Below are 22,933 nucleotides of genomic sequence, written 5' to 3'. Positions count from 1 at the left end.
GCCGGAACGCCCTCCCGGCATGGCTGCATCACTACAATCACCACCGGCCCCACACCGCCATCGGGAACCGGTCACCGATCACTCGGTTGACCAACCTCCCTGGGCAGTACACCTAGCCATGACGTAGAAGAGCGCACGCGCCGATACTGCACGATGCCGGCCATAATCATCGGTCGATTCGTACGACAGCGCCGATCAGCGCTCCTTACGATGCGGTCCTCACTCCTCAGCTGGCGCCAGCACTTCGCGCAACCGGCGAATCGCGAAGTCGCGACGCTCATCGACCGTGAGGTTCGGTTCGGCGAGGTCGTCGTGGTCGTAATTCGGCCTTTCGGATACTGGATTCATTGAACCGGGAGACGGAGGACGTCGACCTTGACGCCGGTTTCCGCACGGTCTCACCGACGCGGACCACCCGCACGGATGCGTTGCCGCCGGCCAGTGGAACGTCGCTGTCAGCCATCAGTGGATCATCACACACTGACCTGTGCCGGGTTTCCCGGACACCTGAGTTGGGGCGATGATCGTCCCGGAGAAGGAGTCCGTGATGCCTGCTGCGAAGCCTGAGGAGTTCCGTCGCCGCGCTGTGGCGCTTGCCCGGCAGGGTGGGAAACCGGTCCGTGAGATCGCGAAGGATCTCGGGATCAGCGAGTCGGGCCTGCGCCGCTGGATGAGCGAAGCGGCCGTCGAAGAGGGCCGCGCCGAAGGGATGACCCGGGACGAACGGGCCGAGCTGGTTCGGTTGCGTCGGGAGAACCGGGTGCAAGCGATGGTGATCGAGATCCTGAAGCGGGCCAGCGCATACTTCGCGCGGGAGAACGTGCTCCCAATATAGGGTTCCGGCTCGTCCGCGAGCTCGCCGATGACGGGGTGCCCGTCGCGGTGACGTGCCGGGTCCTGCAAGTCTCCCCGTCGAGCTACTACGAGTGGCGATCCCGCCGTGCCTCGGACCGCGACATAGACGACGCGTACCTGATCGACCAGATTCGGGAGATACATGTTCGCTCTCGCGGCACCTACGGGGTCCGTCGGGTGCACGCGGAGCTGGTTCTCGGGCAGCGGCGCCGGATCGGGCACGGCCGGGTCGAAAAGCTGATGCGCCTCGCCGGATTGCAGGGCGTGCACCACCGGAAGTGGCGCACCGGCGGGACGGGTCGATTGCCGGCGGTGTTCCAGGACCGGGCGAAACGCGTGTTCGTCGCGGACGCTCCCGACAAGCTCTGGGTCACCGACATCACCCAGCACCGAACTGACGAAGGGTGGGTGTACTGCGCGGCCGTGATCGACGTGTTCTCCCGCCGCTGCGTGGGATGGTCGATCGCGGATCACCTCCGCACCGAGCTCGTCGTCGACGCGATCCAAATGGCCACCTGGTGCCGCCAGCCCACGGGAACCATCGTCCACTCGGATCGTGGAGCGCAATTCACGTCATGGTTATTCGGCAGCCGGCTCCGCGAAGCCGGGCTCCTCGGCTCAATGGGACAGGTCGCGTCCCCGTATGACAACGCGCTGATGGAATCGTTCTTCGGCTCGATGCAGATCGAGCTCCTGGACCGCTGCGACTGGCCCACCCGCGCGGAACTGGCGTCGGCGATGTTCGAGTGGATCGAAGCGTTCTACAACCCCACCCGACGCCACTCCGCGCTCGCCTACTACTCGCCCATCGAATTCGAAAACCTCTACGCCGCCGCCGAAACCGCGGCATGATCAACACAAAGAGAGCGTCCGGGAAACCCGGGACAGGTCACCTGACACGAATCAGCGGTTGGCAATTCACGATGCCCTCTCACGAAGCGTGGGTGAGCTGGAATGGTGCCACCACCTGGACAAACCTCTTCCACAGCACTGCCACCCACCTCTACTGCCTGCTTGCCGGCATTTACGACCTACCCATCGTGATTCTCAAGGGTGACCCGCCGAGCACCAACCCGACAGTGTGCGCGCAAGTCATCTCCGCCCAGGTGAATCGTTCTACGGACGAGTGGGTTACGGTCGCCGGCCAGTTCGGCCTCACCAAAAGCGGCAAGTTGTGGGGCTCGGGCAACGCATCACTCCTCGGGGCCTATGCGAACGGCAGCAGCTCCTGTACGGTCAACGATTTCGTGAACCCTTATAAGATCCACGGGGTGAATGACCCCGCGCTGCACGCACAGCAGACCGGGTACGTCCTGAACGGGGACGGTTCGTTGATCACCTGGACGAATGGCAACGGGCCCGAGACGATCCCGGGAACGTGGAGAAGTTTCGATCTTGATGGCAGTACCGCGGTCGGGATCGCCGGTAGCGGCGACATTCAGGTGTGGGGTCGCAATCCAGACTTCGTCAACAGATCGTATAGCGCCGACCCGTCCTACATTCAGAGCCCGACGCCGATCAGTTCCGGCATCAACTTCACGCAGGTCGCGATAGACCAAGGCGCCATCATCGGTCTGGACAGTGACGGCAACGTCTGGCGTCGGGTGAACGACCCCGATAATCCGCCGAACGACGGCCGCTACTACCACTACACCTGGCAGCAGTACGACACGGGCGGCGTGAAGTTTGACCAGGTCGCTCAGAGCGCGGGCTACGCCTGGGGACTCACCGGGGACACTATCTGGTCCTTCGACGACGACCTCTGGGACGCGGCCGACAACGATGCGAGCGCCGACACCACTCTCGACGGCATCACGAGCCTCAGCATGGATCGCAGCATCGGCACCATCACCGCCCATCAGGGGACCCTGATGACCGCCTGGGGGGCCCCCGAGGATCTCACGGACGGAAACTCGGGATCCCTCGCTGCGCCCGACATGGCGGGTACTCGGGTGGACTTCCTGGACTTTGTCGCGACGGACGGAGACTGGTATCAGATCGACGAGAATACCGGGGCATGGGTCAATCGCGGAGCGCCGCCGACGGTCTCGCTGTCACCGGAAGACGCGTCTTACACTTGTAGGTACGCCTCATAACTGCATGGAATAACATATTAGTGAGGGTGTGCACGGCATCAAAATGCCGGGCACACCCTCACTAATTGTTAGGCGTCACGGACCGGTCACTCCAAAGGAATGCAATCCGCTTGTGACGAGCATTCCAATCGGGAAAGATAGCACCATGACTAGACCGATGCATATTGCAAGCCCATTCGCCCACTCTAGCCGTAGCCCGCGGACATATAGAATGAGCAGGAGTAACGCCGCAATTGTTCCTACTGGGACTGCTATAGCTGAAATCAAAGCCCAGTTCGTGTCGCTCAGCGGCGAATAACCAATCGGGAGAACGGCGACATCGTTCAGCGCAAAGAGTGCGGAGACTGCGAGTGCCCAAGTTGCCTTGGTGGCAGCGTGAGGGACTGGGACCGACTGGTGCGCGGAAGACTCCGCCTGAAAGTCCGCCGGATACCTTGGTCTGCGACCCGCCCAGGCTGACCCGTCCCAGTACCGCACATACCACGGGTCCGGATCGTCGTACCAGCCCGGTTCCTGGTTCATGCACGTAGCATAGAGCCACTTGCTGTGGCGACCACTACGAGGCGCCAAAGCAGCGGCGGAGGCTCGGTTAGCGTATTTTGCGGTTCGATCCGAGCGCCCGACGATTCCGAAAGAGGCCTTGTAGATCCGACCAAAAGCTCCTACCTGCCGTTCCTGCAGGTCATTGTGCAACGCGCAGCCGCCGATGTCGGTCGGTGAGCACGGCTGGGGCCACAAGCGGGCCAGCGCGGCACCGTTTCGCACCATCTGAATGCCGTACGGCCCGGTGTCACCGCTCGCGGCCCTCATCGCCGCGATCGCGGCCACGGTCGTCCTGCTGCTGCTCGCGCTGCCCGGCTGCGCGCTCCTTCGCCTCAGGAGACACGCCGGCGTCCGGGTCGACACCGGCGGCGCGTATCGTGTCGCGCTCCCACTCGGCACGCGTCCGGCCGGCCGCCTTCGTGACCTCGTTGGTGGCCGCCTTCGCCACACGACCGATCGCCCGGCCGACGTGACCGAACGCCTCTTCCCCTGCGTCGCTCATCGCGGCTCCTCGCTGTGTGACCCGCGGGCTCGCGGCAGTCGTCATGCCCTGCTTTGCGGCGCGAACGTCAGCGGCTGCCTGCGAGGCCCGCTGGGCCTCGCGCTGCCGGTCCTCTACCGTGGCCGGTGGCCGCGTCGTCAGCTTCGCGGCCTTCCCCGTAGCCGTGACCCGGGCGGCGAGCTGCCGATCTTCTGCTCACGGATGGCTGCGGGGATCGCCTGGGTCTCGGCCGCGTCCACGCGGTACCGAGCCCGGAAGGTGTTCACCTCCGCAGCGAGACGGGTCCACTCGCCGCGGCGCTCGACGTCGGCGGGGGCGTCCCCGAGCTGCCGTGCGTCAGACAGCAACAAGGACGACCCAAGCTGGGTCGCCGCAACGTCACTCGAAGAGGAACGTCTCGTTCCTGACGAAGCGAGACATGCCGCTGATCGGATACGCATCGGCTCAGTTCACCATGCACCGCCTCGATCCGTTAGGCGTCCCGGTAGCCGATCGGCTAACGGACGTAGGAGCGACGCTTGCGGAGCGCGACCCAGCCGGTATCCGCTCGGCCGCTGCGCGTCGGGACCCCGTCAGAGACGTCACTTCATCAGCGACTGCACGGCGTTCCACAGATCAAACTGTTTGCCAGCGGCGAACAGCGCCCCGGCCTTTTTGAACTGGTAGTTCGTGGCACCGGGCATGCCCGCGCCGAGCAGACGAACATGACCGACCGTCCGGCCATCATCCGCGCTCGTCACGCTCCAATCGGATGGAGAGCCGACAGGTGGGCCCTTGCAGATGACGATGTACCGGTGACCCGTGTCAGTCTCGACTTCGAAGTGCTGCACGTGATCGAGGTCCGCGTCCCGGGATTGGGTCTGGCCCTGCACCGTCACTGTCCGGATGTTCGCTTGCACGCTCTCAAGCCTTCTCGTGCTAACCACCCCCTTGTCCGGCGGGGATCACTACCGGTCGCACTCTCGAGCGCGAGTTAGCGTCAGGCTGCTGCGCGGTAGTCGATACTTTGCCGTACGCCCTCGTACGCTGTCCCGGTGTTGAGCGCGATCATCCTCGTCATGGCCGAGTACATGGTCGACGATTCCCCCTTGTGGTACCGCGGATCGCGGTCGAGTGAACACTTCGGCGTCGCCCAGGCCACAGACCTCGGACTGAGCACGTCCCTCCGGCTCGACCTGCAGGCGTGGAACGCCGTCTTCGAGCAGGCGTCGAACGCCGTCTTCGATGACCGTGACGAGTCTCACCCCGTCCCGTCGCCTTCGGTGTCCCCTGGGGTGTTGGCCGCTCACAGGGTCGAGGCATTCACCCTCGCGAGCCGCGTCCAGCTCGAGCTCGGTGACGACATGCACGTCTGGTGCGGCGCAGGCGAAGGCATCGACATGGTGACCGAGTCGGGGACGGCCGTCGTATTGCCGAGCAGGCGAACAGGGACGGATGTCGAATTCTGGCGTAACGGGAAGCGCGACTTCAGATCGGCGCGTGCTGCAGGCGCCCGTGAGGGAACTGTTCCGCCCCGGGTCTGATGGAGGCTCTCAATCCACGGGAGGATGAGAGTCATGGGAGCACCGAGGAAGTACCCGGGGGAGCTTCGGGAGCGGGCGGTCCGGCTCGCGGTGGATGCTCGCCGCGACCCGAGCACCAGGGCTGGCGCGTTGCGTCGGATCGGTGAGCAGCTCGGGCCGTATTCAACCGGTCGTCGCAACACCAAACTTCGGAGGTGTTCGATGCGGGTTCGAGATCGACAACGGCAGGTTCAGGCGTATCGGGGACAGGTTCCCTCTCCTGGCCGTCCGACGGTGGCATGGCGGGAGGACAGGGTCGCGTTCTGGGCTGCGATCGCGCCGGGGGTGAAGACGCGAGAGGCCGGGGTCGTCGCGGGTGTGTCCGAGCCGGTCGCGCATCGGTGGTTCCGGCACGCTGGCGGCGTGAACCCGAGGCTCGCTCCAACGCTGTCCGGACGCTATCTGTCCTCGAGCGAGTGCGAGGACATCGCGCTCATGCGGGCCCGCGGCGACGGCGTGCGCGAGATCGCGGCCAGTCTGAACCGCAGCCCGTCAACGATTTCCAGAGAGCTGCGACCCGCAGGGCCGGCGGAGTGGTGCGCGTCGGTGTCGGACCCGAGGAGTCGTACGACCGCTCGAGGGCCGATGAGCTGTGGGACGCCAGCGTCGCACTGACGCAGGAGCCGTCGGTCCTGGGCTGAGCGGGAGCGTTCGGGGTGCGGAGGACCGACCGACGGGCGCGTCGTGCTACTCGTGGTCGACAGCGTTCGAGGCGGCAGCCCTCAGGCATTCCGCCACCTCGAGCACGACGCTCCTGACCGACTCGAGTTCCTCGTCGGAGCGACTCCCGAGCACCACGTTGAGTTGCGCGGCGAGCGGCTGGTGGAACTCCGCGGCTGCGGCATGCACGGTAGCGGTCGTTCGGAGGGTGACGATACGTCCGTCGTCGTGCTCACGAGTGCGGACGACGTGGCCGGCGCTCTCCAGGCGCTTCAGCAGGGTCGACGTCGCACCGGTCGTGAGCATCACCAGCTCGGCCAGCCGCGCGGGCGTGAGTGGTCGACCAGATTCTTCCGCTTGCAGGATCTCCACGATCGCCGCGGCGTCGGTGTGGTGCATCCGCTCGCGGGCGGCGAAGGCCCGACCGAATTCCGAGTTCGCTCGAGCGAACGATCGCAGTGCGTCCAGCACGAGCTGCCCGCGGTCGTCGTGCTGTCCCATCGCACCTCCGTCGGATGTCGCAACTCTATCCGAGCTGGAGTATCTTCGCCGCGTAACTACTTCGCGGTGTAACCGGTTGGAGAACGGATGACGTACCTGGTGATCGGTGCGCGCGGCAGCATCGGCGGAGCCGTGCTCCGGGCATTGATGGCGAGCGCAGCCCGTGTCCGCGCCTCCAGCCGCTCCCCCCGGCTGGGCGAGTTCCCGCCTGGCGTCGACGTCGTCCGAGCGGACCTGACCGACCCGTCGACGTTCCCCCGGTTGCTCGCGGGCGTCGAGAAGGTGTTCCTCGGTGCCGAACCCACCACGATCGCCGTGTTCGTCGAGCCGATCATCGCGTCAGTCGGCTCGGTGCCGCAGGGTCCCGTCGATCTCAGGGTCGACTCGGTCCAGGAGGTCGTCGGTCGTCCTCCCGTGTCGTTCGCGACCTGGGCCCACGAGGATCGGGACGATCTCCGATGAGGGCGGGGACCTCCCGCATCGGAACCGACGTCGTCACGCGGTCGGTCACGTCGGCCGACGGCACGGCGATCGGGTTCCTCTCGCAGGGCAGTGGCCCCGGGGTCATCCTCGTGCAGGGCGCCATGGCCGACGTGCAGGCCTACCGACGCTTCGCGGCAGCGCTGTCGACGGCGTACACGGTCCACTCGGTCGACCGGCGCGGGCGCGGCCTGAGCCCTCGCCCCTACGGCGCCGACCACGACATCGCCCGCGACGTCGAGGACGTCGACGCGGTCCTCGCCGCGACCGGCGCGACGGCCGTGTTCGGTCTGAGTTCCGGAGCCGTGATCACCCTCGAAGCGGCCCGCACCCTGCCCAGGGTCCGTGCGGCGGCGGTCTACGAGCCGCCCTTCTACCAGGACGGGATCGACCGCGCCGGGGTCCGCCGGCTCGCCGGGGAGATCGAGCGCGGCGACCTGGCCAGCGCACTCATCGACTCCCTCCTCGTCGCCGAGACCGCGCCGGCCGTCATCCGCCGGATGCCCCGCGTCATCGCCCGCGTCGTGGCGCGGCTCGTCATCGCGATCGACGCCGTCGTCCGGCGAGGCGGTCCGACGTTCCGGTCGCTGCTGCCCGGCGTCCGGTACGACTTCCACGACGTCGCGCAGGTGGACGGACGCCTCGACGAGTACGTGACGGTCCGGAAGCCCGTGCTGGTGGTCTCCGGGACCGCCAGCCCCGCGTTCTTGCGCGCGGCGGCCCGCAGGCTCGCCACGGTCCTCCCGGACGCACAGCACGTCGAGCTCGACGGGCTCGGCCACGACGGCCCGTGGAACCACGGCGGACCCGAGCGGGTCGCCGCTGTGGTGTCGACGTTCCTGATGTCCGTGTGAACGGCGACGCCCGCCGGCGCCATGCGCCGCGGCCAGGACGCCCTGAGGGTCGAGCGCGGACACCCGCGATGCGCCCGCGGGTGTCAGCCCTGGTCCGTGTGGGGGTTCGTCAGCGCGCGCACGCCCGCGAGGAAGATGTCCACACCGGCGAGGAACTGCTCCTGGTCGTCGTGATCTCCGAGACGCGCGGCGATGTCCTGAACGAGGGCGTCATCATCCTCGTCCGCCCATCGGGCTGCGAGTTCGTCGAGGTACCGCTGCCGCGCAGTCATGTCCTCCGCCTGCCCGGGCCCTGCTGCGTACTGGGCTGCGGCGCCGAGGACGTAGTTGACCAGCGCAGATCCGGCGTCCGAGAGCCGGCTCTCCGGAACCCCGAGTCGGAGGAGATGGTGCCCGATCGCCTTCCACATCCGGAGGACCGCTGGCTGCGACGGGTTCCGGGCGAGTTGTGTCCCCACCCAGGGGCGAGCGGCGATGGTCCGGAACACGCCGAGCGTGATCGACCGGATCGCGGACGCCGCGTCGGGGTCCTCCGCCGTGACGACCGGCCCGAGGACGTGGTCGGCTGCGGTCCCCACCACCTCGTCGATGCTCGAGACGTAGTGGTAGATGGCTCCGCGACCGGTCGCCAGCGACTCGGACAGCGCTCGCACCGTGAGCGCGGGCGTCCCTCCATCATCGAGTAGCTGCACCGCGGCGAGCACCACCTGATCGCGAGAGAGCGCGTTCGCGCGCCGTGGGGGGCGGTCTTCGGATGCGGACACAACTCCATCTTGACATGAGTTGGACCAACGGTCCACAGTGGCACTGATCGATGGACCGTTGGTCCAAAGTGCTTGCTCGAAAGGAACATCCCATGACCCCTCGCATCGCCATCGTCGGCGCCGGCCTCGGCGGCCTCATGCTGGCCCGAGTCCTCCACCTGCACGGCATCTCGTCCACGGTGTACGAAGGTGATCGGTCCGCTGACGCGCGAGGGCAGGGCGGACAACTCGACCTCCACGAGCACAACGGGCAGCTCGCTCTGCACATCGCCGGCCTCGACGAGCAGTTCCGGTCGATCGTGCACCACGGGGGTGCCGCGCAGCGGGTCATGGACCGACACGGCATCGTCCTGGGCGAGGTGCCTGACGACGGTTCGATGGCCAAGCCGGAAGCGCTCCGAGGTGACATCCGTCGGATCCTGCTGGAGTCCCTCCCGGGAGGAACGGTCCGGTGGGACAAGAAGGTGACCAGCGTGACGGCGCACGGCGACGGTCGCCACGAACTCGTCTTCGCCGACGGATCGAGCGCCGTCAGCGATCTCCTGGTCGGTGCCGACGGCACCTGGTCCAGAGTCCGGCACCTCGTCTCGGACCAGCGACCCACGTACGCGGGGATGAGCTACATCGACACGGCACTCCACGACGTCGACATCCGGCACCCCGGAACAGCCGCCGCGGTCGGGGCGGGCGCCCTCTACGCACTCGAGCCCGGAACGGGCTTCCTCGCACACCGGGAGGCCGGGAACGTCATCCACACCTACGTGATCTTGTCCCACCCGCTGGCATGGTTCGACTGCATCGACTTCGCCGACGCCGACGTCACTCGCGCCCGCATCGCTGCCGAGTTCGATGGATGGGCACCGGAACTCACCGCGCTCGTCACGGACAGCGACACGGCGCCCGTCCTCCGCAGCATCCACGAGCTCCCCGACCGGCACCGTTGGGTCCGGGTCCCGGGCGTGACACTCCTCGGTGACGCCGCGCACGTCACGGTGCCCGGTGGCGAGGGCGCGAACATCGCCATGCTCGACGGGGCGGAGCTCGGCGAGGCCATCGCCGCACAGCCGGACGATCTGGAGGCAGCGCTGGCCTCGTACGAGGCAGTCATGTTCGAGCGCAGCGAAGCCGAGGCTGTCGCCGCGCATGAGACGGTGGATCTGGTGTTCGGCACCGGGGCTCCCCACGCACTGGCATCGCTGTTCGCTGGCGGCGACCCGGTCGGTGACGACGTGACGCAGTCGCGGTGAAGCGTCACGGCGCCCCCATCGGCGCCCGGACTCACGGCCGCGGCGGGAGCGCCCGGATGACGTCGAGCCCGGGGGAGAGCTCGACCTCGCCCACGGCGAACGGCACGAGCACCGTGTCACCCGCGGCGAGCGGGAGCGTGCCCGACCCGGACGCCATCGTCCCGCTGCCGCCGACGACGACGACGACCGCGAACGCCGCCGACAGGCGCACGGGTTCCGTCGTGCGGATCCGTTCGGCGCGGAAGAACGGGTCCGCGGCGGGCGGGAACACGGAGGCGGTGGTGTCGTCCGGTGCGGCGGGGTCGCCGACCAGCCGGGCGACGTCCTCCGCGGTCCACGCGCGACGGTCGAGTGCCTGGAGCGATTCGTGCAGGTCGTTCCCCATGAGCGCCGTGGACGCGTCCAGTCCCGGGTAGCCGTCGTACTCGAGCAGGATCGACAGGTCCGCCGGCTGCTGCAGCTCCACGAGCGTGATGCCGGGGCCGATCGCGTGCGGCACCCCCGCGGGCACGAGCAACACGGACCCGGGCTGCAGCGGCACGCGGTGCATCGCGGCGAGCATCGCGCCGGCGTCCTGCTCCGCGAACCAGGCTGCGGCGTCGGCCTCGGAGACCTCGCGGGTGAACCCGAGGGACGCGTAGCCGTCGACGCCGTCCGCCACCGCGAGCACGATCCACGCCTCGGTCTTGCCGCGGGGCTCGCCGAGGTGGGTGCGGGCGTGGTCGTCGTCCGGGTGGAAGTGCACGAACAGGCGCTCCGCCGTGTCGAGCAGCTTGACGAGGAGCATGGTCTCGGCACCGAACCGGGCGACGTGCTCCGGGCCGAGGAACCCCTGGGGGTCGGCCCGGACGGCGTCGCGGAGCGTCAGTCCCGGCGCGAGTTCGGTGAGGCCCACATGATCGGACCCGTGCACGGTCGTGACCGAGGCCACGAAGTCCTCGGGTGTGTACGGGTCCACCTCGGACTCAGGCAGGCCGCGGAACCGCGCGATGCCGGCGCCGCCCCGGTACGGGCGAGCGGGCGGCTGGTTCGCGGCGAGGCGGATGGGGGCAGCGGACCAGTCGGCTCGTGCAGCGTCGTCCGCTGCGTCGTGCGGCTCGGGTCGGTCAGGCAAGGTGCACCACCGCGTAGAGGTCGAGGGTCGGGATGGTCACACGCGCGACGCCGTCGGCGAGGTCCACGGGCGCCGTCTCGGGGGCGAGGCCCGGCCGGTGGACGGTCGCGGTCGTGATCGCGCGATCCGTGCGGACGCCGATCTCGAAGTCGAGCCGGCGCTGGACGGCGTCGTCGGCCTCCTGGTAGTCGAAGTTCACGACGTGGACGGCAAGCGTGTCGTCGGGCAGCTGGTGGACGTTGACGGCCATCGCCTCATCGAACTCGCCGAGGACGTCCTGCGGTACCAGGTCGGGGATCGCGCGCACGTCGTCGAGGTGGGTCGTCCCGGCGTGGGTGAGCAGGGCCTCCCGGTCGGCGGCCGGCAACTCGGTGCCGTAGGCGCCGTTCACCACGACGCGTCCACCCTGGCCGAGATAGCCGAGGAGCGCCTCGTGCTGGCGGGCGCTCATGTTCCACGCGTCCGGTACGACGACGGTCGCGTACGGGGCGAAGGTCGCTGCCACCGTGTCGTCCTGGCGGAGACCCTCGTCCGGCAGGACGATCGCGTCGAAGGTGCGGCCGGACCGGCTGAGGCACTCGATGGTCTCCCAGTACGAGGAGGCGCGTGCGTCGACCGCCTCGACGGGCTCGAACCAGCGGCCGTCGTCGCTGAACATGTCCGAGTCCATCATCGCCCGCATGACGCTGGGGACGGAGTAGACGACGGCGGTGCTGTGCACGGATACGTTCGACGTGACGGCGTCGAGACCGACGAGCGCCTGACCGGTCTCGACCGCCAGGTCCTTCGGCACCCAGTAGGAGTCCTTCACCTCGGTTCCGAGCCACGAGCCGTACGGCAGGGACATGTTCGCGCCCATCGCGTTCGCCTCGAAGATCGACAGGCGGAACAGGTCGTGGGCTCGTCCTCGCTGGATGCGGCGGAGCAGGTCCTCGGTGATGCCGCCGTACGGGTTCTCGACCGCGACGAGCGGACGTCCGCGGCTCATCCCGACGCCGTGGCGGAAGTACCAGGGCTGCTGGTACTTCGTCTCGCGCATCTCGGTGACGAGCACGTCGACGTCGTCGACCATCGCCTCGTAGAACGGCGCGCAGTCGTAGAAGTTGCCGGCGACGCGGACCTGCTTCCCCTGCGACGCCGCGTACTCCTTCACGTACGAGGCGACCTCGTGGAACGTGTCCGTGATCGCGATCTGCAGGAAGCGGCAGTACTCGGCGTACAGCGGGTACGTCTGCGGGGCGGTGCCCGTCCGGTACCCCTGGTCGAGCAGCCACTGCCGGTAGTCGAACGTGGCGAGGTCGACCCCGGCGAGTTCCGTCGGGGGTGTGTCGAGGGTCTGCAGGTACGCCCGGAACCCCTTGACGCAGTCCTTGCAGAAGCAGCCGCCGTAGCGCAGGGCGAGCAGCGGCACGTCGGTCTCGTCGAGCTGGACCCCGGGCGCCCCGGCGTCGATCTGGATGCGGATGACCGCCTTGAGGTACTCGCGCCAGACCGGGTTGTTCCGGTCGGCGAGGTAGCAGGACTGGCCCGTGCCGTCGACCTCCACCCAGTGGGCGTGCAGGGGGCGGCCCTCGAGGTCGCGGGACACGACCTCCTCCCACAGGTCGGTGACCTGCTCGCCGTCGCTGTTCACGAGGCCGTCGGGGAAGTAGTGGCGGAACGGCTTCCAGTCGGCCGGTCCGGTGTCGGTCGAGAACTCGCGGAGGCCCATCGTCGTGCGCGTGCCGACGTCCCGCAGCTGGTTCTGGGCCAGCACGCGACCGTCCTCGACCTCGGCGGGGAACTCCCACGCCTGCGCCTCGAACACGATGCCGAACAGGTCGACGCCGCGCTCCTTCGTGTACGCGATGAACTCCGACTCGTTGACGTAGCCGTGCTGGCGGAACCGCTGCGGGATCGGCCCGAACGCCTCGTCCTCCAGGTACGGGAGGCTGATCACGCCGCCGCCGAGGCCGGCCCAGACGAGCATCGTCCCACCCATCTCGACGACGTCGTCCGCCATCGTGAGCCGCCGCGGGGGCATGCTCGGGTGGTAGCAGTGCTCGTTCGGGTACCAGCCGTCGAAGTAGATACCGCGTTCCATGTGTCGCTCTTCCTCCCACAGCGTCGTGGGCACGTGACGGGTCCGACCCGTCGGTCAGCTCCCGATGACGGGAGTGTCCATGAACCGGGCAGCGGCGCTGCGCCGGATGACCACGTCGACCGGGACCACCTGGGACCGCGTGTCGTCGTCGAGTGTGAGCACCATCCGCGCCGCCGACTGGCCCATGCCCCAGGCCGGCTGCGCCGCGACGGTGATCGCCGGGTCGACGAGGCGCGCCCACGGCACGTCGTCGAACATGACCAGCGAGAGGTCCTCGGGCACGCGGAGACCGCGGTCGCGGACCGCGGCCAGCACCGCCTCGCCGAGGATGTTGTTCGAGGCGAGGAGCGCGGTCGGCGGCACCGCCGAGTCGAGGAGGCGGATCGCGCTCGCGTAGGCGGTGTCCCGGGTGAACCGGGTGCGCACGACGAGCTCGTCGATCACGGGGACGCCCGCCTGCTCGTGGGCGAGCCGGTACCCCGCCTCGCGCTGGCTGCCCGTCGTGAGTTGGGAAGGCCCACCGAGGTACCCGATCCGCTCGTGCCCCAGGGCGAGGAGGTACTCCGTCAGTCGGCGGGCGCCCCCGAGGTTGTCCGCCAGGATGGACGGCACGTCGAGGTCGGCCATCGTCCGGTCGGCGAACAGCACGTTGATGCCGATCGCCCGCGCGGTCTCCCACGCGTCGAGGTTGCTCCCCGTGGGGAAGGCGATGATCCCGTCCACGCGTTGCTCGACGAGCAGGTCGATGTACTCCCGCTCGGTCGCCGGGTCCTCGCCGCTCGCGCAGAGGATCACGTGGCGTCCGAGCTCCTTGGCGCTCGCGAGGACCCCCTGGGCGAACTCCCCGTAGAAGTTGTTCGAGATGTCGGTGACGATGAGGCCGATGTTGTTCGTCGTCCGTCGTTTCAGGTCGCGACCGAGCGCGCTCGGACGGTAATGCAGGTCCTTGGCCGCCGCCTCCACCCGCTGGCGCGTCGCCGGGGCGACCGCTCCGACGTTCGAGAAGACCCGCGACACCGTGCCCATGCCGACGCCGGCCGCCTCGGCGACCTCGCGCATCGTGACCTGGCCCCGCTTGGGGCGTTGCGTGCTGTCGGTCATCCGTCGCTCCTCCCTGACGCGGCGCTCGCCGCGTGCCCTGCATAGCGCAGAGCGACAGGGACGACGTCCCGAGCGGGGGCAGCGGCGTTGCGTGGCATCGCGTCCCTCCTCGGGCAGGCAACAGAAAGTGGAACCGTTTCCACATCGAACAGTAGGAGGAACGCGCCGGCGCTGTCAATGGTGGGGGCTCGGAGGCCCATTTCCGCCATATTTCTTGGCAAGAGGAGTTGACAACCCTCGACGCGCGTGCGCATTGTTGGAACCGTTACCACTCAGCACCGATGCTGTGAGGGTCCGAGGAGCCGCGATGGCGCGGCCGGAGAGGTCCACATGACTGCACCATCCGCCTCCGTCGCGGAGCACATGCGGGCGAGCGTCCTGCACGCCCCGGGCGACGTCCGTGTCGACACCGTGCCGGTGCCCCGACTCGATCCCGACCAGGTCCTGGTCCGGATCGCCGCCGTCGGCGTCTGCGGCTCGGATGTCCACTACTTCCACGAGGGCCGCATCGGCTCGTTCGTCGTCGAGCAGCCGATGATCCTCGGCCACGAGTCGGCGGGCACGATCGTCGCTGTCGGGGCCGCGGTCTCGCCGGACCGCGTGGGTGAGCGCGTGTCGATCGAGCCGCAGCGCGCCTGCCGACACTGCGACCAGTGCAAGCACGGCCGCTACAACCTCTGCACCTCGATGGAGTTCTACGCGACGCCGCCGATCGACGGCGCGTTCGCGGAGTACGCCGCCATCCAGACCGATTACGCCCATCCGATCCCGGACACGATGTCGATCGAGGCCGCGGCGCTCTGCGAGCCGCTCAGCGTCGGCATCTGGGCCAACCAGAAGGCGCAGACCACGCCCGGGAGCTCGGTGTTCATCGCCGGGGCCGGGCCGATCGGTGTCATCGCCGGGCAGGTCGCCCGCGCGTTCGGCGCGACGCGGATCATCGTGAGCGACCCGGTGGCCGAACGCCGGGAGGTCGCACTCCGCTTCGGCGCGACGGAGGTCGTCGACCCGATGGTCGTCGACGTCGCCACCGCCGACTACGAGGTCGACGCCTTCATCGACGCGTCCGGCGCCGAACCCGCCGTCCGCGCCGGCATCCACGCCGTCGCTCCCGCGGGTCGTGTCGTCCTCGTCGGCATGGGCGCCGACGAGATCCGGCTCCCGGTGTCCCGCATCCAGAACCGCGAGCTCGTCGTCACCGGGGTGTTCCGGTACGCGAACACGTGGCCGATCGCCATCCGGCTCATCGCAGCCGGGCTCGTCGACGTGGACGCACTCGTCACCGGTCGGTTCGGCCTCGACGAGGTCGAGGCCGCGCTCGACGCGGCGACGCGCCCCGACACGCTCAAGGCCGTCGTCGTCCCCTGATCTCCCGTCGCCCGTTTCGTGGCCTCGGCCCGTCCATCCGGACGTCCCCGCAACACACCATCCCGAGACTCCTGAGGAGTACCCCCATGAAGATCCCCGCATCGTCGCGGCCGATCACCCGCGGACGACTGATCCGCCGGACCGCCGCCACCGTCGCCGCGGCAGCCGTCGCGATCTCCCTCGCCGCGTGCAGCGCCGGCGGCAGCGGCTCGTCCAGCAGCGCCATCACGGCCTGGAGCACCACCGCCGACAAGCCGAACATCCAGCCGTCCATCGCGACGTGGAACAAGGCGCACCCCGACCAGAAGATCACCGACTCGTACTTCGGCACGAACGACTTCAAGGACAAGATCCGCACCGCGATCAACTCGCCGCAGGCACCCACGCTCGTCTACAACTGGGGCGGCGGCACGCTCAAGTCGTACGTCAAGGCCGGGCTCGTCAAGGACCTCAGCAGCGACCTCAAGTCGGACACGTCCTTCACCGACAAGATCGTCCCCTCGATCGCGGACACCGGCAAGGTGAACGGCAAGACCTACGCGATCCCCGCGAGTTCCACCGCGCCCGTGGTCCTGTACATGAACAAGGACGTGCTGCAGAAGGCCGGCATCAGCGAGGCTCCGGCCACCTGGGACGACCTGCTCAAGGACGTCAAGAAGCTCCGCGCGGCCGGGGTGGCCCCGATCTCGCTCGGTGGTCAGAGCAAGTGGCCGTACCTCATGTACATCGAGTACCTCGTGGACCGGATCGGCGGCCCTGCTCCGTTCCAGGCGATCCTCGACAACAAGCCGAACGCCTGGTCCGACCCCGCCGTGATCCAGGCCACGACGATGATCCAGCAGCTCATCAAGGCCGGGGGCTTCGCGGACGGGTTCGCGTCGGTGTCCGCCGACACGAACGCCGACCTCGCGCTCATGGTGACGGGCCGCGCGGGCTTCCTCCTCCAGGGCACGTGGGCCTACTCGGGTATCTCGTCGATCGATCCGAACTTCGTCAAGAGCGGCAAGCTCGAGGTCGCGCCGTTCCCCGCGGTCTCCGGCGGCAAGGGCGACCCGGAGGACATCGCGGGCAACCCCTCGGTCTACTGGTCGGTGTCGTCCAAGGCGTCCGCCGCCCAGACGAAGGCCGCGCTGCAGTACGTGACCAAGAGCGTCTGGAACGACTCGTACGTGAACACGATGATCGGGCAGGGGCAGATCCCGCCGGTCACCGGGGTGTCGTCGAAGCTCAAGGGCGACTTCGCCAAGCAGGCGGAGCAGATGATCACGGACGCGCCGCACTTCCAGCAGTCCTGGGACCTCGCGCTCAGCCCCGCCGCCTCGACGGAGTTCTGGACCCAGCTCGACCTGCTCTTCAACCAGTCGGAGACGCCGAAGCAGTTCTCCGACCACATGAACACGACCATCGGCAAGTAGGCATGCGCACACGGAACGGTGGGGCCGTCATCGACGGATCGGCCCCGAGCAGTTGGTTCGTCATCCCCGCACTCGCGATGTTCCTGGCGTTCGCGATCATCCCGCTGGTGATCGCGCTGGGACTCAGCTTCACGAGTTGGGACGGCCTCACCGCTCCCGTGTTCAACGGGATCCGCAACTGGATCACCCAGCTCGGCGATCCACTGACCTACCACGCGCTGTGGCTCACGCTGCAGGTGATCGTGATCTCGTGGGTGATCCAGACGCCGATGAGCATCCTCGTCGGGGTCTTCGTGTCGGGCAAGCAGCGGTACCGCGCCGTCCTCGCCGCGCTGTACTTCCTGCCCCTGATCCTGTCGTCGGCCGCGATCGCGATCGCGTTCAAGGCGCTGCTCGACCCGAACTACGGCGTCGGTCACGCGTTCGGGTTGCCCGCGCTGTCGAAGGACTGGCTCGGCAGCCCCGCCACGGCGCTGTACGTGGTGATCTTCGTCATCGCGTGGCAGTTCATCCCGTTCCACTCGCTGCTGTACCAGGCCGGCGCGCGCCAGATCCCGGCGTCCCTCTACGAGGCGTCGCAGATCGACGGGGCCGGACGGGTCCGCCAGTTCTTCAGCATCACGCTGCCGCAGCTCCGGAACACGATCATCACGTCCTCGACGCTCATGATCGTCGGGTCCCTGACCTACTTCGACATCGTGTACGTCCTCACGCAGGGCGGCCCCGGGTACGCGACCCGGATCCTCCCACTCGACATGTACCTGACCGGCTTCTCCGCCAGCGACCTCGGCGACGCGAGCGTGCTCGCCGTCATCCTCGTCGTCATCGGATTGGTCATCGCGCTCGCACTCACCCGGTTCAGCGGGTTCAACCGCATGACCAGCGAGCAGGAAGGCGCCTGATGGCGATCGCAAGCGTCCGGGACACCGCCGTGGGCGGATCCACCACGACCCGCACGAACGGCGCCGGCCGGCCACGGCGCACACGGGCCAACCGGAACGTCGTCGGCGCGGTCGCGGCCTGGGTCTGGCTCGCCGTCGTGCTCCTGCCGATCTACTACGTCGTGATCACGAGCATCACCGCGCAGGGCTCGTACTACACGCGGAACCCCCTCACGCCGCCGACGCACCCGACCCTGGCGAGCTACGCGCTCGTGCTGCAGTCCGGCTTCGGCGTCTACTTCGCGAACAGCGTGATCGTCTCGCTCGTCACCGTCGTCGTGACGACCGCCGTCTGCCTGCTCGCGGCCTACGCGATCGTGCGGTCGCGGCGGTGGATCGTCCGGAGCACCTACTCGCTGTTCCTCCTGGGCCTCGCGATCCCGCTGCAGGCGACCGTCATCCCGCTGTTCTTCGTGCTCGGCCGCGTCGGCCTGTACGACACGCTCGCCGCGGTGATCCTGCCGTCGATCGCCTTCGCGATCCCGATCACGGTCCTCATCCTCGTCAACTTCATCCGCGACATCCCGGGGGAGCTGTTCGAGGCGATGCGGGTCGACGGTGCGGGGCAGTGGGCCATCCTGTGGCGCCTCGTGCTCCCGCTCTCGCGGTCCTCCATCGCGACGGTCGCGATCTACGACGCGCTCCAGGTCTGGAACGGGTTCCTGCTGCCCCTCGTGCTGACGCAGAGCGACGACAAGCGCGTCCTGCCGCTCGCGCTGTGGAACTTCCAGGGGCAGTTCAGCATCAACGTGCCGGCGACGCTCGCGGCGGTCGTGCTCTCGGCGCTGCCGATCCTGGTGCTGTACCTGCTCGCGCGGCGACAGCTCGTCGCCGGGCTCACCATGGGCGCGGGCAAATGAGCGCGCGCTGACCGCAGTGGCCGCGCGCGCTGACCGCAGCGTCCGCGTCAGGGCGCGGCCTGGTCGAACAGGCGCCCGGTGACGGTCGTCGGTTCGATGACCACCGTCGCGATCTTCGGCGTGGGCAGCATCGACCGGAGTCGCCCCGCCGTGCCGTCGTTCGCCTGGGTCGTGTGGGCTGGCCCGCGGACGACGACGCTCCAGGCGGTCCACCCGTCGTGGTGGTCGACCTCGAAGACGAGTTCACGTCGGTCGGCCACGGCGGCGAGGATCGCGTGGCTCGAGGTCGCGAAGACGATCTGGCGGTCGTCGGAGAGGTGGTTGACGGGCAGGATCTCGATGCTCTCGTCGGTACGGAACGCCACCCGCCCGGTGCTCGCGTCGCGCAGTCGGGTCCAGCACTGGTCCGGATCGAGGACCAGGACGAGCTCCTCGACCGGTGCGGTCGACGCGTGGGCGCCGGGCCGGTCGGAGGTGCGGGTCGGGACGGGCTCGGGGTCGTTCCGGTGCTCGCTCACTCGTTGTCACCACCCGTGGCAGCAGTGGCCGAGGCGGTGTCGACACCGACGTTCGCCGAACGGACCGCGGCGGCGTCGTGGTGCGCGTCACCGTCGTCGGTCCAGGTCCAGTCGGCGACCTCGGGGATGTCCTCCCCGTGCTCCCGGGTCCAGGCGCGGGCAGCCATGCGGGCGTCCTGCATGCGCTGACGGAGTCCGGCTGAGCGGGACGCGAGCCCGGGAACGCGGTCGAGCACGTCGATGACGAGGTGGTACCGGTCCATGTCGTTGAGCATGACCATGTCGAAGGGCGTCGTCGTCGTGCCCTCCTCCGTGTAGCCGCGGACGTGCAGGTTGCCGCTGCCATGTCGGCGGTACGTCAGTCGGTGGATGAGCCACGGGTACCCGTGGTAGGCGAAGACGACCGGCTTGTCGGGGGTGAACACGGCGTCGAACTCGGCGTCGGACAACCCGTGCGGGTGCTCGCCCTCGCTCACCAACCGCATGAGGTCGACGACGTTGACGACCCGGACCCGGAGCGACGGGACCTCGCGGCGGAGGATCGACGCGGCCGCCAGGGTCTCGAGCGTCGGGACGTCGCCGGCGCACGCGAGGACCACGTCGGGCTCCTCGCCGTCGACCTCGGTGCCGGCCCAGTCGAAGATGCCGAGGCCGCGGGTCATGTGCGCGATCGCCTCGTCCATGGGGAGCCAGTTGAACGTCGGCTGCTTGCCCGCCACGACGACGTTGACGTAGTCGACGCTCCGGAGGCAGTGGTCGTACGTCGAGAGCAACGTGTTGGCGTCGAACGGCAGGTACACCCGAACGATGTCTGGCTTCTTGTTGACGACGTGGTCGATGAAACCCGGGTCCTGGTGCGACAGCCCGTTGTGGTCCTGGCGCCACACGTGCGACGACAGCAGATAGTTGAGCGACGCGATCGGCCGCCGCCACGGGATGGTCTTGCTCACCTTGAGCCACTTCGCGTGCTGGTTGAGCATCGAGTCGACGATGTGGATGAAGGCCTCGTAGCTGGTGAACAGTCCGTGCCGTCCGGTCAGCAGGTAGCCCTCGAGCCACCCCTGGCACTGGTGCTCGCTCAGCATCTCCATGACGCGGCCCGCGCGCGCCAGGTGCTCGTCCGACGGCACCACCTCGGCGTCCCACTGCTTGTCGGTCACGTCGAGCACGGCGTTCAGGCGGTTCGACGCGGTCTCGTCGGGGCCGAAGATCCGGAACGTGTCCGGATTCGCGAGGACGACGTCGGCGAGCCACCGACCGAGGACCCGGGTGGACTCGTCGATGGAGCCGCCGTGCGTGGGGACGTCGACCGCGTAGTCGCGGAAGTCGGGCAACACGAGGTCCCGCTTGAGCAGCCCGCCGTTCGCGACGGGGTTGGCGCTCATCCGCCGGTCGCCGGTCGGGGCGAGCGCCGTCGCGAGTGCGACGGGCCGGCCCTCGTCGTCGAACAGCTCCTCGGGTCGGTAGGAGCGGAGCCAGCCCTCGAGCACCTGCAGGTGTTCCTCGGTGTCCCGGGCGCTCGCGAGCGGCACCTGGTGGGCACGCCAGCTGCCCTCGGCGGGCTTGCCGTCGATCTCGGCGGGGCACGTCCAGCCCTTCGGTGTGCGCAGGACGATCATCGGCCAGGCGGGGCGGCCCTCCAGGGTGCCCGCGGCGGCTGCGGCCTTGATCTCGGCGACGTGGTCGAGGACCCGGTCGAGGGTCTCCGCCATCCGGCGGTGGACCGCCCGCGGGTCCTCGCCGTCGAACCCGCCGGACACGACGTAGGGGGTGTGGCCGTACCCGCGCATGAGCGACAGCAGCTCCTCCTCGGGGATCCGGGCGAGCACGGTCGGATTCGCGATCTTGTACCCGTTGAGGTGCAGGATCGGGAGCACGACGCCGTCGTGGAGCGGGTCGATGAACTTGTTGGAGTGCCAGCTGGTCGCCAGGGGGCCGGTCTCGGCCTCGCCGTCGCCGACGACCGCGGCGACGAGGAGGTCCGGGTTGTCGAAGGCGGCGCCGTACGCGTGTGACAGGGCGTAGCCGAGTTCCCCGCCCTCGTGGATCGAGCCCGGGGTCTCGGGTGCCGCGTGGCTCGGGATGCCGCCGGGGAAGGAGAACTGACGGAACAGGCGCCGGACGCCGTCCTCGTCCTGCCCGATCCGTGGGTAGACCTCGGTGTAGGTGCCGTCGAGGTAGGCGTTCGCCACCATGCCCGGGCCGCCGTGCCCCGGCCCCGTGACGTACAGCGTGTCGAGATCGCGTTCCTGGATGGCCCGGTTCAGGTGGGCGTAGACGAAGTTGAGTCCGGGGGTCGTTCCCCAGTGACCGAGGAGGCGCGGTTTGACGTCGTCACGGGTGAGCGGCCGTCGGAGCAGCGGGTTGTCGAGCAGGTAGATCTGCCCGACGGAGAGGTAGTTGGCGGTCCGCCACCACGCGTCGAGGCGGTCGATCGTGGGCTCGTCCACCTCCGCTCCGTTGCCGCGCCGGAAGGCGACCTCGGTCGCCGTGGTGTCGGTCCTGCTGATGGTCGTGTCGGTCATGCGTTCTCCTCGATGGGGTCCGGTCGAGTGGCCGCACCACTCGCTGCCGCGGTCGCGACGAGGTCGCGGTGGCGGGTCACGAGCACGGGTGCGGTCAGGTTGATGAGCACGTCGTGGAGCACCGCGCCGACGTACCCGGCCCGCGCCTGGGCCGGATGGCGCGCGCCGATGACGAGGAGCGCGTGCCCCAGCGCGACATCGAGCAGCATGGGCGCCGCTGGACGGGAAGCGGTGCGCGCGGACACCTCGAGGAGCGGGTGGGCGTCCTGGACGCGTCCGCCGGTGGTGCCGAGCGGGGTGCCGTCGTCGCCGGACCCGTCGGGTTCGAGCGCCCGGACGAGCACGAGTTCCTCCTCACGGTGTTCGGCCTCCCTGGCCGCGGTCTCGCACACGTGCGCCGCCCCTGCACCGCCGCCGACGCCCGCGACGACACCGCGACGGAACCGCAGGTCCGTGTCCGGGACGACGACGACCGAACAGCGCGCGCCAGCCGCGAGGGCGAGTGCCCGCGTGCCGAGCGCCCGGCCGTGCAGGTGACCCGTCTTGTGCGTGCCCACCACGAGGAGGTCCTCGTCCTCGGCTACCCCGAGCAGGGCGGCCACGACGTCGTCCCCGTCGATCCGCAGCAGCGACACCCCGACATCGCGACGGCGGGTGCGAGCACGGGTGACCGCGGCCTCCAGGTCCGGGTCGGAGGGTGGGCCGTCCGGAACCGTGCGGACGTGGGCGAGCACGACGGACCCGTGGTCTCGCGCGGCGCGGTCGAGCGCCCAGTCCAGTGCGCGTCGACTCGGCCGCGAGTCGTCGAACCCGACGATGTACCGCTCACCCATGTGCCGCCTCCTCCTCGATGGTCCGTGCTGCGGCAGACCGGACCCAGAGACCAAGGTCCCGGCTCCCGCGGCTGCGCCGCCCCATAGGGTGAAGGGGGGGGCGAGCGAGAG

At 68.9% G+C, this 22,933-nt stretch carries 22 protein-coding genes and 1 pseudogene; 13 read left to right on the top strand and 10 right to left on the bottom strand.

Annotated elements, in window-relative coordinates; translation table 11 throughout:
• From DEI92_RS15680 to DEI92_RS15660, 4 genes are all read left to right on the top strand, one after another.
• Positions 1–116 (top strand): integrase core domain-containing protein (locus DEI92_RS15680; RefSeq protein ID WP_146246045.1); only part of this gene is annotated, 116 nt, incomplete at its 5' end.
• 431 nt (positions 117–547) lie between these two features.
• Entirely contained in the window at positions 548–835 is a 288-nt protein-coding gene (locus tag DEI92_RS15670; protein WP_181434995.1) for a transposase, read from the top strand.
• A gap of 35 nt (positions 836–870) precedes the next feature.
• Positions 871–1,707, top strand: coding sequence for an IS3 family transposase (locus tag DEI92_RS15665; protein ID WP_181434994.1), 837 nt, complete (start codon positions 871–873; stop codon positions 1,705–1,707).
• A gap of 71 nt (positions 1,708–1,778) precedes the next feature.
• Positions 1,779–2,951, top strand: a complete 1,173-nt coding sequence (locus tag DEI92_RS15660; protein WP_146249174.1) for a hypothetical protein — start codon at positions 1,779–1,781, stop codon at positions 2,949–2,951.
• A 790-nt stretch (positions 2,952–3,741) separates the two neighbouring features.
• Here the strand turns inward: DEI92_RS15660 and DEI92_RS15650 are convergent.
• Complete coding sequence (locus DEI92_RS15650) at positions 3,742–3,996, bottom strand: hypothetical protein (RefSeq protein WP_111014186.1); 255 nt, start codon at positions 3,994–3,996, stop codon at positions 3,742–3,744.
• A 581-nt stretch (positions 3,997–4,577) separates the two neighbouring features.
• Entirely contained in the window at positions 4,578–4,895 is a 318-nt protein-coding gene (locus DEI92_RS15645) for a hypothetical protein (RefSeq protein ID WP_146249173.1), read from the bottom strand.
• 138 nt (positions 4,896–5,033) lie between these two features.
• Here DEI92_RS15645 and DEI92_RS15640 point away from each other — a divergent pair, with 138 nt between their 5' ends.
• Together DEI92_RS15640 and DEI92_RS15635 are read left to right on the top strand one after the other, a co-directional pair.
• Entirely contained in the window at positions 5,034–5,519 is a 486-nt protein-coding gene (locus tag DEI92_RS15640; RefSeq protein WP_146249172.1) for a hypothetical protein, read from the top strand.
• Between the two features lie 201 nt (positions 5,520–5,720).
• A pseudogene (locus DEI92_RS15635) lies at positions 5,721–6,074 on the top strand (helix-turn-helix domain-containing protein); the annotation flags it as partial.
• Positions 6,075–6,245: 171 nt separating this feature from the next.
• Here the strand turns inward: DEI92_RS15635 and DEI92_RS15630 are convergent.
• Positions 6,246–6,689 (bottom strand): MarR family winged helix-turn-helix transcriptional regulator, encoded by a 444-nt coding sequence (locus DEI92_RS15630; protein WP_220037515.1) that lies wholly within the window; start codon positions 6,687–6,689, stop codon positions 6,246–6,248.
• Positions 6,690–6,806: 117 nt separating this feature from the next.
• Between DEI92_RS15630 and DEI92_RS15625 the strand changes: the two genes are divergently transcribed.
• Both DEI92_RS15625 and DEI92_RS15620 read left to right on the top strand, forming a co-directional pair.
• Positions 6,807–7,181: an SDR family oxidoreductase gene (locus tag DEI92_RS15625; protein WP_111014182.1), complete on the top strand. Its 375-nt coding sequence runs from the start codon at positions 6,807–6,809 to the stop codon at positions 7,179–7,181.
• Entirely contained in the window at positions 7,178–8,053 is an 876-nt protein-coding gene (locus DEI92_RS15620; RefSeq protein WP_111014181.1) for an alpha/beta fold hydrolase, read from the top strand. Before DEI92_RS15625 ends, DEI92_RS15620 begins: the two co-directional genes overlap by 4 nt.
• Before the next feature lie 83 nt (positions 8,054–8,136).
• Here the strand turns inward: DEI92_RS15620 and DEI92_RS15615 are convergent, their stop codons facing one another.
• Positions 8,137–8,817 carry a TetR/AcrR family transcriptional regulator gene (locus DEI92_RS15615; protein WP_111014180.1) on the bottom strand — a complete coding sequence of 227 codons (681 nt, stop codon included), beginning with the start codon at positions 8,815–8,817 and terminating at the stop codon, positions 8,137–8,139.
• Positions 8,818–8,909: 92 nt separating this feature from the next.
• On the opposite strand from DEI92_RS15615, the gene DEI92_RS15610 reads away from it, so the two are divergent.
• Complete coding sequence (locus DEI92_RS15610; protein WP_111014179.1) at positions 8,910–10,064, top strand: NAD(P)/FAD-dependent oxidoreductase; 1,155 nt, start codon at positions 8,910–8,912, stop codon at positions 10,062–10,064.
• Between the two features lie 31 nt (positions 10,065–10,095).
• On the opposite strand, the gene DEI92_RS15605 is transcribed toward DEI92_RS15610, so the two are convergent.
• The 3 genes from DEI92_RS15605 to DEI92_RS15595 are packed head-to-tail and all read right to left on the bottom strand — an operon-like array spanning position 10,096 to position 14,362.
• Complete coding sequence (locus DEI92_RS15605) at positions 10,096–11,178, bottom strand: class I mannose-6-phosphate isomerase (RefSeq protein ID WP_111014178.1); 1,083 nt, start codon at positions 11,176–11,178, stop codon at positions 10,096–10,098.
• On the bottom strand, positions 11,171–13,261 hold the full coding sequence (locus DEI92_RS15600) for a hypothetical protein (protein WP_111014177.1): 2,091 nt from the start codon (positions 13,259–13,261) through the stop codon (positions 11,171–11,173). Before DEI92_RS15600 ends, DEI92_RS15605 begins: the two co-directional genes overlap by 8 nt.
• A 54-nt stretch (positions 13,262–13,315) precedes the next feature.
• Positions 13,316–14,362 (bottom strand): LacI family DNA-binding transcriptional regulator, encoded by a 1,047-nt coding sequence (locus DEI92_RS15595; RefSeq protein ID WP_111011384.1) that lies wholly within the window; start codon positions 14,360–14,362, stop codon positions 13,316–13,318.
• A gap of 330 nt (positions 14,363–14,692) precedes the next feature.
• Here DEI92_RS15595 and DEI92_RS15590 point away from each other — a divergent pair, with 330 nt between their 5' ends.
• From DEI92_RS15590 to DEI92_RS15575, 4 genes are all read left to right on the top strand, one after another.
• Entirely contained in the window at positions 14,693–15,730 is a 1,038-nt protein-coding gene (locus DEI92_RS15590; protein ID WP_111014176.1) for an NAD(P)-dependent alcohol dehydrogenase, read from the top strand.
• Positions 15,731–15,816: 86 nt separating this feature from the next.
• Complete coding sequence (locus DEI92_RS15585; RefSeq protein WP_111014175.1) at positions 15,817–17,145, top strand: extracellular solute-binding protein; 1,329 nt, start codon at positions 15,817–15,819, stop codon at positions 17,143–17,145.
• Positions 17,146–17,147: 2 nt separating this feature from the next.
• Positions 17,148–18,047 (top strand): carbohydrate ABC transporter permease, encoded by a 900-nt coding sequence (locus tag DEI92_RS15580; RefSeq protein ID WP_111014174.1) that lies wholly within the window; start codon positions 17,148–17,150, stop codon positions 18,045–18,047.
• Positions 18,047–18,946: a carbohydrate ABC transporter permease gene (locus tag DEI92_RS15575; protein WP_111014173.1), complete on the top strand. Its 900-nt coding sequence runs from the start codon at positions 18,047–18,049 to the stop codon at positions 18,944–18,946. The genes DEI92_RS15580 and DEI92_RS15575 overlap by 1 nt, the downstream gene beginning before the upstream one ends.
• Before the next feature lie 47 nt (positions 18,947–18,993).
• Here the strand turns inward: DEI92_RS15575 and DEI92_RS15570 are convergent, their stop codons facing one another.
• From DEI92_RS15570 to DEI92_RS16360, 3 genes are read right to left on the bottom strand one after another with little or no spacing between them, the layout of a single operon-like run.
• Positions 18,994–19,464 (bottom strand): pyridoxamine 5'-phosphate oxidase family protein, encoded by a 471-nt coding sequence (locus tag DEI92_RS15570; protein ID WP_111014172.1) that lies wholly within the window; start codon positions 19,462–19,464, stop codon positions 18,994–18,996.
• Positions 19,461–21,989: a phosphoketolase gene (locus DEI92_RS15565; protein ID WP_111014171.1), complete on the bottom strand. Its 2,529-nt coding sequence runs from the start codon at positions 21,987–21,989 to the stop codon at positions 19,461–19,463. Before DEI92_RS15565 ends, DEI92_RS15570 begins: the two co-directional genes overlap by 4 nt.
• On the bottom strand, positions 21,986–22,822 hold the full coding sequence (locus tag DEI92_RS16360) for a universal stress protein (RefSeq protein WP_181434992.1): 837 nt from the start codon (positions 22,820–22,822) through the stop codon (positions 21,986–21,988). The genes DEI92_RS15565 and DEI92_RS16360 overlap by 4 nt, the downstream gene beginning before the upstream one ends.
• Positions 22,823–22,933 lie beyond the last annotated feature (111 nt).

The sequence above is a fragment of the Curtobacterium sp. MCBD17_034 genome (assembly GCF_003234515.1).
Classification (GTDB): domain Bacteria; phylum Actinomycetota; class Actinomycetes; order Actinomycetales; family Microbacteriaceae; genus Curtobacterium.
The sequence above is the reverse complement of the archived record's forward strand: the minus strand, read 5'-3'. Positions and strand labels throughout refer to the sequence as shown.

Excerpts from the sequence above, each read along its gene's own strand:
- DEI92_RS15625 (WP_111014182.1), top strand. The coding sequence starts at position 6,807 with ATGACGTACCTGGTGATCGGTGCGCGCGGCAGCATCGGCGGAGCCGTG.
- DEI92_RS16360 (WP_181434992.1), bottom strand. The coding sequence starts at position 22,822 with ATGGGTGAGCGGTACATCGTCGGGTTCGACGACTCGCGGCCGAGTCGA.
- DEI92_RS15580 (WP_111014174.1), top strand. The coding sequence starts at position 17,148 with ATGCGCACACGGAACGGTGGGGCCGTCATCGACGGATCGGCCCCGAGC.
- DEI92_RS15585 (WP_111014175.1), top strand. The coding sequence starts at position 15,817 with ATGAAGATCCCCGCATCGTCGCGGCCGATCACCCGCGGACGACTGATC.
- DEI92_RS15575 (WP_111014173.1), top strand. The coding sequence starts at position 18,047 with ATGGCGATCGCAAGCGTCCGGGACACCGCCGTGGGCGGATCCACCACG.
- DEI92_RS15650 (WP_111014186.1), bottom strand. The coding sequence starts at position 3,996 with ATGAGCGACGCAGGGGAAGAGGCGTTCGGTCACGTCGGCCGGGCGATC.
- DEI92_RS15660 (WP_146249174.1), top strand. The coding sequence starts at position 1,779 with ATGCCCTCTCACGAAGCGTGGGTGAGCTGGAATGGTGCCACCACCTGG.
- DEI92_RS15565 (WP_111014171.1), bottom strand. The coding sequence starts at position 21,989 with ATGACCGACACGACCATCAGCAGGACCGACACCACGGCGACCGAGGTC.
- DEI92_RS15595 (WP_111011384.1), bottom strand. The coding sequence starts at position 14,362 with ATGACCGACAGCACGCAACGCCCCAAGCGGGGCCAGGTCACGATGCGC.
- DEI92_RS15670 (WP_181434995.1), top strand. The coding sequence starts at position 548 with ATGCCTGCTGCGAAGCCTGAGGAGTTCCGTCGCCGCGCTGTGGCGCTT.
- DEI92_RS15610 (WP_111014179.1), top strand. The coding sequence starts at position 8,910 with ATGACCCCTCGCATCGCCATCGTCGGCGCCGGCCTCGGCGGCCTCATG.
- DEI92_RS15600 (WP_111014177.1), bottom strand. The coding sequence starts at position 13,261 with ATGGAACGCGGTATCTACTTCGACGGCTGGTACCCGAACGAGCACTGC.
- DEI92_RS15620 (WP_111014181.1), top strand. The coding sequence starts at position 7,178 with ATGAGGGCGGGGACCTCCCGCATCGGAACCGACGTCGTCACGCGGTCG.
- DEI92_RS15590 (WP_111014176.1), top strand. The coding sequence starts at position 14,693 with ATGACTGCACCATCCGCCTCCGTCGCGGAGCACATGCGGGCGAGCGTC.